Genomic DNA, 12,756 nt, shown 5'->3' with positions numbered 1-12,756 from the left:
TCCAACCAATAATAGTGTATAATGATAGTTAACCCTCAAGTATTTAACTACAGATTTGCTATAGGAACCTTGATGGTTGCTTTTGTCATATTAGCTTCTTATAGTTACACTAGCTATACAGCTGAACAATCTAAAAAGGATTTTTTAAATCAAGAAAAGAAACTTTTAGAAAATCAAATTTCTAAAGTAATTACTAGTTATGATGAACTTGGTGGTATTAACGAAAGTTTAAAATCCGAACTGGACAATTCAAAAAACATTATTGCCCAAACACAAGATTCATTAAAGGAATTACAAGCTAATATGTCATTAATATATAAATATAGAGATGAGTTATTAGCACTAAAAAAACAACAATCAAACTTGGTTAAAAAGGGTGATTCTTTTTTGGCTCTTAATACAGAATTATCAAAACAAAACGCTTCTATTTCTAGACTGTTAGATAAACAAATAGATGTTATTTCTAATTTAAAAGAAGATAAGGAAAAACTAGATAACAATATTAAATTGGGAGCTTTGGTTTCTGCAAATTCGTTTAAAGCAACAGCTTTTTCAATAAAAAACTCTGGAGAGGTTCTTGAAACCACAAAAGCTAGTAAGACTAAAAACATTAATGTTGCTTTTGTTTTAGCAGAAAATCCATTGGCAACGCCTCAAGAAAAAGAATTTTATATTCAAATTATTGGTCCGGATAATAACGTAGTTTCAGATAAAGGCGCTATCGAATTTGATACCTCATCTTTAATCTACAGCTACAAAACAAATGTTTTATATAATAAAACGACTTTAGAAGTATCTGCCAATATTGAAACTAATAAAGCACTAGAATCTGGACGTTATATTGTAAACGTATTTGACAATAATAGACGATTAGGAACTACTGAAATAATTTTACTATAATTCAACAAATAATTTTTAAGTAACCGTTCCATTTGTATGGAACGGTTTTTTATTTTTGCACCATGGCAAATCAAGACGATAAATTCAAAAAAGTAATATCTCACGCAAAAGAGTATGGTTATGTATTTCAAAGTAGCGAAATATATGATGGTTTAAGTGCCGTTTACGACTATGCACAAAATGGCGTTGAGCTTAAAAAAAATATACGTGATTATTGGTGGAAAGCCATGGTACAAATGCACGAGAATATTGTAGGGTTAGATGCTGCCATATTTATGCATCCAACTACTTGGAAAGCGTCAGGGCATGTTGATGCATTTAACGACCCTTTAATTGACAATAAAGATTCTAAAAAGCGTTATCGTGCTGATGTGTTGATTGAAGACTATTGTGCTAAAATTGAGACCAAAATCGACAAAGAAATTACCAAAGCAGCTAAACGTTTTGGTGATGCTTTTAATAAAGAAGAATTTGTTTCAACTAACGGAAGAGTTTTAGGCTATCAAGAAAAAATAAATACCATTCTATCAAGAATGGCAAAGTCTTTAGAAAATGAAGATTTAGCAGATGTAAAAGCTTTAATTGAAGAACTAGAGATTGCTGACCCATTAACGGGAAGCAAAAATTGGACCGACGTTAAGCAGTTTAATTTAATGTTTGGAACTAAACTTGGTGCTTCTGCTGATAGTGCTATGGATTTATACTTACGCCCTGAAACTGCACAAGGTATTTTCGTGAACTTTTTGAATGTTCAAAAAACGGGGCGTATGAAAATTCCGTTTGGAATTGCTCAAACAGGAAAAGCCTTTAGAAACGAAATCGTAGCGCGCCAATTTATTTTTAGAATGCGTGAATTTGAGCAAATGGAAATGCAGTTTTTTGTAAAACCAGGCACCCAAAAAGAATGGTATGAAATATGGAAAGAAAATAGACTTAAGTGGCATTTATCTCTTGGAATGGGTAAAGACAATTACCGTTTTCATGACCATGAAAAACTAGCACATTATGCTGATGCAGCAGCAGATATCGAATTTAAATTCCCATTTGGGTTTAAAGAATTAGAAGGCATCCATTCTCGTACAGATTTCGATTTAAAAGCCCATGAAGAGCATTCTGGAAAGAAGCTACAATATTTCGATCATGAAGATAACAAAAACTACGTGCCTTATGTAGTAGAAACGTCTATTGGTTTAGATAGAATGTTTTTAGCAGTTTTTTCCAATTCATTACAAGAAGAAGAATTAGAAAATGGCACCACGAGGACTGTTTTAAAATTACCAAGTGTTTTAGCACCGACAAAAGCAGCTATTTTGCCATTGGTTAAAAAGGATGGTTTACCTGAGGTAGCTCGTAAAATTGTAGACGATTTAAAATGGGATTTCTCAGTTGATTACGATGAAAAAGATGCTGTCGGAAGACGTTACAGACGTCAAGATGCAAACGGAACACCATTTTGTATTACAGTAGATCACGATACATTAGAGGACAACACAGTCACTATAAGACATCGTGATACTATGGAGCAAAAACGAGTTAAAATTGAAGAATTACGCAACATCATAAAACAAGAGGTAGATGTGAAATCTTGGTTGATGAAAATGTAAAGTACTACCAAAAAGCAGAAATCTAAAAAAAGAGGCTGTCTTAAATGAACTAAAAAGCGTCATTCTGAATTTATTTCAGAATCGTATTATTTTGATTATTAAAGTTCAGGTTGACAAAATATTACTTTTAAGATTGCCTCTTTTATATTTATCTATTAAAACCTATATCCAATAGCTATACCACCACGACCAACAACTTCAATATCACTATTACCAAGTAAATCTCTTCCTATTCCTAAATATATTTCGGCAATAAACCCTCGTTTGGTGACAAATTTTGCACCTGCTGAAATTCCAACCGCAAAATCGGTATAATTATCTTCATTATATTCTCCATAGACATTTGGTAACTCATCATAATATACATAGGTTTCTTCTTTTCCAGAATGCAACATACCAAAAGCTTCTACAAAAAATCCTTGTGCATATTTTTTAGAAAAGAAATGTCTATAATATGGTGTGATTGAAAACGTTCTATATTCATCTAATCCAGTATCATAATCATCCCCTAAGCTAATAAGTGTTCCTACACCAAATGATGATTCTTCATTAATAATTCGTTCATAACCAACATCTAGCCACTTAAAGCCTATAAGGTTTGTCATATTTAATTTTAGTTCATCTCTTTTTGAAGTATCAAAATTATCATTTACTTCTTGTGAAAAAGACATAATTGTGCAAAGCAACGTAAGTAAGAGAATTGGTTTTTTCATTTGTTTAGTTTTTAGTTCAAAAAGATTTATCAATAATCATGCCTTTATAAGATGTTCTTTTAATAAAAAAGTTGCGCTCAATCTTAAAAAATAAATCCTTACTTATTCTCCTCCAGATAGAGCATAAAAGTCCCTTTAGTAAGAAATTGCTTCTCAATAAATTTTTTTGTGTTTAAAACCTCTATAAAATCTTCAGTTTGCTTTCCTACTTCAACTTCTATTTTTTCAAAAATGTATTCTTCTTCACCCTTTTTACTAACTATTAAAGCATAATATGTGCCTTCAATTTCTGTAACTGCTGTTTTTGGCAAAGCATTTAGATTAGATGATCCTGTAATTATTTGAGCTTCAACAAACATTCCTGTAACAAAAGATGTTTGTTCATCATCTTCTATATGACCATGTACTTTTATGGTTCTGTTAATTGGGTCTATAGATGTTCCAACTAAATGTACATCTGCTTTAAAAACTTCGCTTGAGGCTTCAGGTGTTTTAAAATTAATTGGCTGTCCTTTATCTATCTTTAAGACATCCTTTTCAAAAACCATTAATTCTAAATGGATGTGTTCCGTATTTACAATTTCAAGTATTTCAGTAGATGAAGACACATAAGAACCGTTACTTACATTTACTTTCGTAATTGAGCCTTTAATTGGTGCGTATAAGTTAATTGTTGATGAGACCTTCCCGTTTTCAACATCTAATGGATTAATATTCAACATTTTTAAATTTTGCTTTAAACCATTATAATGCGCCAAATTACTTTTGTAACTACTTTCGGCTTTTAAATAATTTTTTTGAGAGGTGATGTTCTCTTTATACAAAGTTGATTGTCTCTCAAACTCTGATTTTAAATATTTAAGTTGATTAGAAACTTCTAAATAGTTTTGTTGTAACTCTACATATTCTGGATTTTCTAACGTTACTAATAATTGCCCTTTTCTGACTTCATTACCAACTAAAAGAGGTGCGTTTTTAATGTATCCAGGCATAAATGTAGTAACGCTTGCTTTACTAGATGGCGGTACATCTATAAAACCAGTTGTTACTACAGTTTCATTAAACTCTTGCAAAGACAATTCTCCAAGCTCCATGTTTTCAGATTCAAATTGTGATTTTGAAACAATAATCTCTTCTGGATAATTTTGACTTTCTATACTAACCTCTGTTTCTTTTTCATTATTCCCACAAGACAAAATGACTAGTAAAAATAAAATGCTATATATGTGTTTCATGTTATTGTTTTATAATATTAAGTTGTTAATGGTAATAACTGTTTGATTGTATTGATTTAAATTTTCTAAGTAACTAAGTTCAATTTCTTTTGCATTTTCAATACTTTGGATGAATTGAAAAAAGTCTATTTCTCCGTGTTTAAAACTTTGTTCGGCAGTTTTAATAATCTCTTCAGAAAGATGTTTTCCTTGAGTTTCATAATATATTAGTGCTTCATCTAGTTGCTCTATTTTTGCTAGGAGTGTATTAAACTCTGCCTCATATCTTAAACTGTAATTTTTTTGCTGTTCTTCAGCAACTTTAAAAGCCAGCTTAGAAGCTTTAATTTTTGATGAATTTCCGCTAAATAACAATGGTATTTTAACACCTATTTGATAGCCATTTATACTTGAATTTAAGGTACTATTTGTACCTTGAAAATACTCGAAGCTTACATCTGGTAACAAATTTTGCGATTCTAAATTGATTGCTGAATTGTAGTAATCTTTAGAACTTTCAAAATATGCTAACCCATCATTAGGACTGTTAAGTGTTTTTTCTAATTCTAGCCTATTAGAAGCTTGCGTTTTAAATGAAGATACATCAGATTGCACTACTTTATTAAGCTGATGTTGGGCAGCAATAACTTCCTTTGATGCTTGTCCTAATAACATTTCTATTTGACGTTGTTTTGATTTAGCTGAAATCATTTCGAGATAATTGGTTTCGCCTAATTCGAAACGTCTTTCAGAAGCTTTTGCAAAATCTTTATACAAGCTATCTAAATATTGAATAGTTGCAACTTTTTCGTTGGCATAAACTAATTGATAATAAGCTGAATACACATCTCTTTTAACCTTTAACAATTGGATATTGTACTTTGCTTCTGCTATGCTTTGTGCTGCCTTATTAAGCTTTTTTTGAGCAAAATACACCGTTGGAAATTTGAAATCTTGTGAAACTCCAAAGACTTTTAATGGTTCATTGTTTATGGCTAGATTGCTCTCATCATAATTATAATAAACATTTGTTTTATCAAAACTAAACGCACTGCTTACCAAAGCTTCTTTCTCTTCAACCGTTAATGCTGATGCTTTTAAAGATGCATTGTTTTCTATTGCTTTGGCTAACACTTCATCAATAGTTATTGGCTTTGTTTGTGCATTCATTTGAAATGCAAACAATAATAGTAAAGTGGTTATTATTGTGTTCTTATTCATCTTCTTAATCTTAATAGTTTCAAACCAAGAATACAATACAGGCAACACAACAAGGGTTAGTATCGTTGCTGTTATTAACCCTCCAATAACTACTGTTGCTAATGGTCGTTGCACTTCTGCTCCAGCACTGGTAGAAACCGCCATAGGTAAAAACCCTAAAGCAGCTGCCATTGCTGTAAGCAGTACAGGTCTTAGTCGTTCGGTGGTACCTTTAATAATTAATACTTTCATATTCATAGTTCCAGATTCTTTTAATGATTTAAAATGCTCAATAAGGACAATGCCATTTAATACAGCAATACCGAAAAGCGCTATAAAACCAACACCTGCCGAAATACTAAAAGGCAAGTCTCTAATCCAAAGTAATAATACGCCTCCAACTGCTGCCAACGGAATTGCTGAATACACCATTAATGCTTCTTTTACTGAACCAAAAGCAAAATACAGGAGAATAAAAATTAGAAATAAAGCTACAGGAACAGCTACTTTTAATCTGGCTGTCGCATTTTGCAGATTTTCAAATTGTCCTCCATAGGTAATGCTATAACCAGCTGGTAATTTTAAGTTGGCATCTATTAGTTGACTTACATCATCTACAACCGATTGCAAGTCACGATTTCTTACATTAATTCCAACCACAATGCGTCGCTTGGTATCGTCTCTAGATATTTGCGCTGGACCTTTGGTATGTTTTATTTCTGCTAATTCGTTTAATGGAATTTTCAACCCGTTAGGTGTGTCGACATATAAATTTTGGAGGTTTTCAATACTTTTTCGTTGTGACTGGTCTAAGCGCAACACTAAATCGAAGCGCTTTTCTCCTTCAAACACACTTCCAACTGCTTCACCAGCAAATCCCATAGAAATTAATTGATTTAAATCGGAAATATTTAAACCATATCTCGCAATTTTACTTCTATTATATATAACGCTCATCTGAGGTAAGCCTTCAACTTTTTCAACTGTAATATCCGAAGCACCTTCTACATCTTTAATTAGATTTCTTATTTCATTCGCTTTATCTGAAAGAATTTCTAAATCTTCACCAAAAATTTTAATGGCGACATCTGCTCGCACTCCAGTAACCAGTTCATTGAAACGCATTTCAATGGGTTGCGTGAATTCTACTTCCATGTTTGGTATAATAGCAAGTGCTTCTTTAAACTTATCGGCCAATTCATCTTTGGATGATGCCGAAACCCATTCGTTTTTAGGTTTTAATTTTATTATCACATCACTTTCCTCCATAGACATTGGGTCTGTAGGCACTTCGGCTGCACCAATTCTTGTTACTACTTGCTCTACTTCAGGGAATTGTTCCAATAAAGTCTTTTCAATTTTTGTGGTGATTTCAATAGTTTTGGTAAGTGATGTTCCTGTTTTTAAAACGGGTTGAATTACAAAGTCTCCTTCGTCCAACGTTGGCACAAATTCGCCTCCCATTCTAGTAAAAATCCAAGAGCTAATAATTAAAAGCAACGTTGCAAAACCAATAACCATTTTTTTGTTATCCAAAGCCCAATTTATAGTTGGTTTGTACCAAGAAGTTATTCTTTTCATTAACCTATGAGAAAAATTTGTTGTTGATTTTTTAGAAGGTTTCAAAAACAACGAGGCTATAACAGGTATGTAGGTTAAACACAAAATCATTGCTCCAATTAACGCAAAACTAAATGTGAGCGCCATAGGCTTAAACATCTTGCCTTCAATACCACTTAATGACAAAATTGGAATAAAAACTATAAGAATAATCAGTTGACCAAAAATGGCCGAATTCATCATTTTTGATGCACTTTTCAATGTAATGCTATCAATTTCTCCTTGTCTTTCAACACCCTTTAAATTTGATATTTCATCGCTTTGCCTAACTATTTGAAACGCTATAAACTCGACAATAATAACGGCTCCATCGATAATTATACCAAAGTCGATGGCTCCCATACTCATTAAGTTAGCATCAATTTTAAATATGTTCATTAAGGTTATAGCAAATAATAAACTCAACGGAATGACTGAAGCAACAACTAGTCCAGAGCGCAGATTACCAAGCAACAAAACCACTATAAAAATGACTATTAAGGATCCTAAAATTAAATTTTCGGCAACAGTCATGGTAGTTTTTTCTATAAGTTCACTTCGCTCTAAAAAACCATTGATGTAAACGCCTTCAGGCAGTATTTTTTGTATTGAAGCCACACGTTCTTTAACTGCATCAATAATTTGTTTGGAGTTTCCGTGCTTAATCATCATGATTTGTCCAAGTACCTTTTCTCCTTCACCATTTCCCGTAATAGCTCCAAATCTTGTAGCACTTCCAAATCCTACCTTTGCAATGTCTTTAATATAAACTGGAAAACCATTGCTGTTTTTAACAACGATATTTTCTACATCCTCTAACTTAGATATTAGCCCTTCACCACGAATAAAAAAGGCTTCATTAGCTTTTTCAATATAACCTCCACCTGCAACACTGTTATTATTTTCTAAAGCCAAATATATATCTGAAATGGCAATATTCATTGCCTTAAGCTTTTGTGGGTTGATAGCTACTTCGTATTGCTTTAAATGTCCTCCCCATGTATTAACTTCAACAACTCCTGGAATTCCTGAGAGTTGTCGTTTTACTATCCAATCTTGAATAGTTCTTAAATCGGCAGTAGAGTATTTATCTTTAAACTCTGGTCTTACATCTAGTGTATATTGATAAATTTCGCCTAAACCAGTTGTAATTGGCCCCATTTCTGGCGATCCAAATCCTTCTGGTATTTTCTCAGAAGCAGATTTTATTTTTTCGGCAATGAGTTGTCTAGGTAAATACGTTCCTAAATCATCTTCAAAAACTATGGTAACTACCGAAAGTCCGAATTTTGAAACCGATCTAATTTCTTTTACTCCAGGTAAATTAGCCATTTCCAGTTCTACTGGATAGGTAATAAATTGCTCAACATCTAGGGTTGACAGGTTTCTGGAAGTTGTAAGTACTTGCACTTGGTTATTGGTAATGTCTGGAACAGCTCCAATCGATATTTTTGTGAGTGAAAAAATTCCAAAACCAACAAGTACCGCTGTGAAAAGTAATATAATAAGCTTATTTTTTAAGCTAAATCGAATAATATTTTCTAACATAATTCATTGTAAAATGTGATGTAAGCTATATGAAAATAGCTTATAAATAAATGATTTAAACAGTGATGAATTATGCTAATCGTGGTGGTTGAAAAACAGAATGCTTTTCAAATAAAGAATAAGAATCTTTATAAAAGAAGGTTTTTGAAGCATCAATAAATGCATATTCTTTTATTTCAAATGTTGCAGAATGCTGAATAAAAATAGTAGGAGAATGTTGGCAAGTTTGTTGATCATGCTTAAACGGAAGGTCTTCGTGTTCTTTATGTTCGTTGCTATGGTTTTTGAATTCTTCGCCATAATGCTCTGCTATGAATTCGAAAAAACTATCTCCATATTGTTCTTGGTGAAAAGAAGCGTGCTCCAAAAGTATATTGAGTTTAGAAACATCATCAAAACCAATATTGAAACTTTGAAAAAGTATCAGATTTGCAAATAGTATGGAAAACAACTTTGTCATATCGTCTATCAAAAATAAATAAAAAACTTAAGATTAATTGACACTTAGGTTACATTGTTAAACAATAGCACTTAAAAATAGGCTTTAAGCTGTATTGTTCCAGTATGAATAGTTTTACTCATTTCGCTTTTTCTTCCAAAATAATTAATATTTAAATCTAAAAATTTTGTTAGTCTTTTTTGAGCCAACAAACTCCAAGTAAAGTTTTTTCCGGGTTGTAAACCTTCCATCATTTGATAACCGACTGGTGAATTTGAATTTCCCTCAAACTTATTTGAAAAATAGTTAACCTCTCCAGTAATTGTCGATTTTTGGCTATTTGAAATCGCAAAAGACATTCCATACTTTTGCTGATTTAATGTTTCTAATCCACCAATTTTATTTTCTTTGTTTGAATATTGGTAGTACACATCAAAACGTGAAGAATCATTAAACAAATATGAGAGTTTTGGGATTAATTTTGTTTCATCAATGTTATAATTCTTGCTTACAAAATTTTCGCTGTTACTTTTATTCGTATTGAATGACGATCCTAAAGTTAGCAGCCACGTATTTATTATTTTATGACTAAAGTTTAATTGATGGCTCTTCAAATTATTTTCAATAAAGCCGAAAGACAAAACATTTCGAGCTTTATTAGATAAGTATGTATAAGATGTTGTATAATGCTGCTTTCCTCGATTAAAAAATAGCACATTTCTAAAATTTAATTGTAGCCCTAATTGATTTTCCGCATTACTCTCAAAAGGATTTAGGTTAAAATTATTTCCTTCTCTTTTTACTTTTCTATCAATTAAGTAAGATGTCTGATTATAAAAATGAGACCAGAATTTTTCACTCTTATTTTCTGATGATGACCAAATTGATGGATTAATAGTTAATGTTTGACTTAATCTATTTTGATGCGTTTTCAAGAATATTTGATTTGGCAATAATACTCTTATATACTTTCCTTGGTCTTGAAATTGTGCTACTTCAAATTCTTCTAGTTCTTGAATCCCATTGTTATTATAGTCAATCCAAGTATAAGTCCCTTGTCCTGGTTCAACTTCAACATAGGTAAATTCTTGCTGAGGTAATGTTCCAGAGTTAGTTTCAAAAACTGTATTCCAAAGTAAAACTTGCTTAAATAGTTTTTGGTTGTATTGAATCCTTGAGTTTAGAGACTGTTCATCATCAACAGTATCATCCTCACTGTTTAAAAGACGGTAATTTGTATAAATGCTTAAATTGGTATTATTATTTTGTATAAGCTTTGAATTTATATAATATGTATTAGATGTATTTACCTTTTGAAGTTGCCCATTCTTAATACTATCGTTTACCCTATTTTTATAACCAACTTCCACAAATACGTTGGTACTATCACCAATTCCTGTAAACACTTCATAAGATGAAAATTTTTGACTTAAAGATGTTAATGTATTCGTTAATTTTTCCTTTTGCTCATTATCTTCAATAGCCACTTTTGTTCCAATCCATCCTTTATTAAAATTATAAGCAATTCTGTTAAAAGATCTTGAAAATTCCGAAGTATTTAAACTTGAACTGGATGCTAAAAAGCTTGAATTGGAAAATACATTAAACCTTCCTAACCTCAAATCAGCTAAAATAACATGTCGATTCCCATTAAAATTTTCAGAATACCCTAAATGCTCAAATTGATAGGTAGCTATGCCTTTATTACTATGAACTAACTGCAACCCTGTTTTAAATAATTGTTGATTTCCAAGAGGCATATCTAAATTCCAATCTCTATTAAATTCCGCATAATATAAACGCTCAATAGTTTTAAAATCTTTTTGAATATAATCCCCATCAACAAAGGCATTTAAATTCCAGAGACTATCATTTTTAATAATATTTTGGGTGATTTTTAATTTGCCAGCAAATCCATTATTATTTGTGTCATCTAATGCCGAAAATGTGTTAAGATCGTTTTTGCTAGCAGAAATTTCAAAATCAACAGTTGTTTTTTCCGAAGGTCTATAAGCCCCATTTACAACAGCTATTTGTAATTTTGTTGGAGCGATTAATTGTAATATAGGCTCGTAATTTCCTTGAGGCACACCTAAAATTGGTTCTACGTATTCATAAATTGTAGAAATAGCATTGGTGTTACTCACTATATAATTGCCTTGATTATCACCAACTATTGTAAACCTTACACCAAATAGTTCATCATTTGGGTCATTAGAAAATACGAATGCTTCAACACCACTTATAATTTCTTTTTTATACAGAATTCTATTCTCATTAAAAGCTTCAGGAACTGCCGAAGGTGCTACCATTAAAGTACTATCGTCTCCTGCATCTTTTAATATTTGTACTTGTTCTGTCGAAAGATTTTGCTGTAATGGCTGGTTTTTTGCATCATTTTCGGTATAAACCGAAGCACCTATTTTTAATTTTTCGCTTTGATAATTGCCTCCTCCATAACCAACAAATCGTGAATAATTTCTATCACTAAATTGATAATCTACTACAATTCGCATTTCGGAAGTAATAGGATAGGTTGCATTAAAAATAATTTCGCCTGCATTATAATCAATAATGTAGTCGTTATTCTCGCCTCGTTCTAAAGCAATTCCATTTACATACACTGTTTCACTACCAGACACAATTAACACAAATAGTTCGCCATTTTGTCCTTGCAATTTATACGGTCCTTGATTACCTTCTTGTCCTTTAAAAGTACTACTACTAAATTGTCCTCTAACCAAAGCTCCAGCTGCAAAAACATTCGATTTAGAATCGTTTCCATTTAAATTAGCATTAATAGAGAGTCCTTGAACACGCTTTGAAAATTGTCCGAAATAAGAATCTGTGTTTTGCAAATCGATATCTCCAGCACGTATATTCCAAGTATCACTATACAATTCAATAAATATTTGGTCAAATTCATCCAAACGCTGTGAATAACCACTTTCTTGTAATGGAATATTAGCATCTTGTATAGAGGCTCTCAATGAAACTTTATCATTTAATTTACCTAAAATTTGTAAATCCAATTCACTATTTAAAACCGAATTTTGATTATTCCCAATAGTAACACCTCTTGAAATACTTCCAGTTGTTGTTAAACCATCAAAAGGAATAAAGTTATTTGTTTCACTTGGTTGTGATAACTTATATAACTTATCTAAATTACTTGTGTTTTCAACAATAATACTCTCATCTAATTGCTTATAGGTTCTTGTTAAAAAGTCTGGGTAACGCAAATATTCTATAATAATAGAATCGGTTTCAATAGGTTTTTTAAAAGTTAAAAGCGCTCTAGAAAAATCAATAGTATAAAACGTAGAATCTAAAGCAACTCCACTTTTAAGCTTTACTAAAAATTTACTAGAATTAATACTCACACTATCCACCAATATAGAATCTTTAACAATAACCTTTTTAGTCTTGTAATTAGAAGTTTGCCCTTGAGAAAAGCTCAAAAAACAAAAGAAAAAAAAGAAAAAAGTTAGTGTTAATTTCATCTAGTATGATAAACTAAAAAGCTTGTAAAATATTTT

General features: G+C 31.5%; 7 protein-coding genes. 2 read left to right on the top strand and 5 right to left on the bottom strand.

The window, feature by feature from the left end:
• Positions 1-21 precede the first annotated feature (21 nt).
• On the top strand, positions 22-900 hold the full coding sequence (locus ABGB03_RS15635; RefSeq protein ID WP_347923728.1) for a hypothetical protein: 879 nt from the start codon (positions 22-24) through the stop codon (positions 898-900).
• 62 nt (positions 901-962) lie between these two features.
• Positions 963-2,504, top strand: coding sequence for a glycine--tRNA ligase (locus ABGB03_RS15630; protein ID WP_347923726.1), 1,542 nt, complete (start codon positions 963-965; stop codon positions 2,502-2,504).
• A 155-nt stretch (positions 2,505-2,659) separates the two neighbouring features.
• On the opposite strand, the gene ABGB03_RS15625 is transcribed toward ABGB03_RS15630, so the two are convergent.
• The 5 genes from ABGB03_RS15625 to ABGB03_RS15605 all read right to left on the bottom strand — a co-directional run bounded on the left by ABGB03_RS15625 (position 2,660) and on the right by ABGB03_RS15605 (position 12,720).
• On the bottom strand, positions 2,660-3,217 hold the full coding sequence (locus ABGB03_RS15625) for a DUF3575 domain-containing protein (RefSeq protein WP_347923724.1): 558 nt from the start codon (positions 3,215-3,217) through the stop codon (positions 2,660-2,662).
• 98 nt (positions 3,218-3,315) lie between these two features.
• Positions 3,316-4,452, bottom strand: coding sequence for an efflux RND transporter periplasmic adaptor subunit (locus ABGB03_RS15620; protein ID WP_347923722.1), 1,137 nt, complete (start codon positions 4,450-4,452; stop codon positions 3,316-3,318).
• Between the two features lie 9 nt (positions 4,453-4,461).
• Positions 4,462-8,778, bottom strand: coding sequence for a CusA/CzcA family heavy metal efflux RND transporter (locus ABGB03_RS15615; protein WP_347923720.1), 4,317 nt, complete (start codon positions 8,776-8,778; stop codon positions 4,462-4,464).
• Positions 8,779-8,848: 70 nt separating this feature from the next.
• Complete coding sequence (locus tag ABGB03_RS15610) at positions 8,849-9,238, bottom strand: hypothetical protein (protein WP_347923718.1); 390 nt, start codon at positions 9,236-9,238, stop codon at positions 8,849-8,851.
• Between the two features lie 71 nt (positions 9,239-9,309).
• The gene (locus tag ABGB03_RS15605) at positions 9,310-12,720 is read right to left on the bottom strand and encodes a hypothetical protein (RefSeq protein ID WP_347923716.1); all 3,411 of its coding nucleotides are present in this window, start codon (positions 12,718-12,720) and stop codon (positions 9,310-9,312) included.
• Positions 12,721-12,756: the final 36 nt, after the last annotated feature.

Source organism: Pontimicrobium sp. SW4 (genome assembly GCF_039954625.1).
In the GTDB taxonomy this organism is placed as follows: domain Bacteria; phylum Bacteroidota; class Bacteroidia; order Flavobacteriales; family Flavobacteriaceae; genus Pontimicrobium.
The sequence above is the reverse complement of the archived record's forward strand: the minus strand, read 5'-3'. Positions and strand labels throughout refer to the sequence as shown.

Excerpts from the sequence above, each read along its gene's own strand:
- ABGB03_RS15610 (WP_347923718.1), bottom strand. The coding sequence starts at position 9,238 with ATGACAAAGTTGTTTTCCATACTATTTGCAAATCTGATACTTTTTCAA.
- ABGB03_RS15630 (WP_347923726.1), top strand. The coding sequence starts at position 963 with ATGGCAAATCAAGACGATAAATTCAAAAAAGTAATATCTCACGCAAAA.
- ABGB03_RS15605 (WP_347923716.1), bottom strand. The coding sequence starts at position 12,720 with ATGAAATTAACACTAACTTTTTTCTTTTTTTTCTTTTGTTTTTTGAGC.
- ABGB03_RS15635 (WP_347923728.1), top strand. The coding sequence starts at position 22 with ATGATAGTTAACCCTCAAGTATTTAACTACAGATTTGCTATAGGAACC.
- ABGB03_RS15615 (WP_347923720.1), bottom strand. The coding sequence starts at position 8,778 with ATGTTAGAAAATATTATTCGATTTAGCTTAAAAAATAAGCTTATTATA.
- ABGB03_RS15620 (WP_347923722.1), bottom strand. The coding sequence starts at position 4,452 with ATGAAACACATATATAGCATTTTATTTTTACTAGTCATTTTGTCTTGT.
- ABGB03_RS15625 (WP_347923724.1), bottom strand. The coding sequence starts at position 3,217 with ATGAAAAAACCAATTCTCTTACTTACGTTGCTTTGCACAATTATGTCT.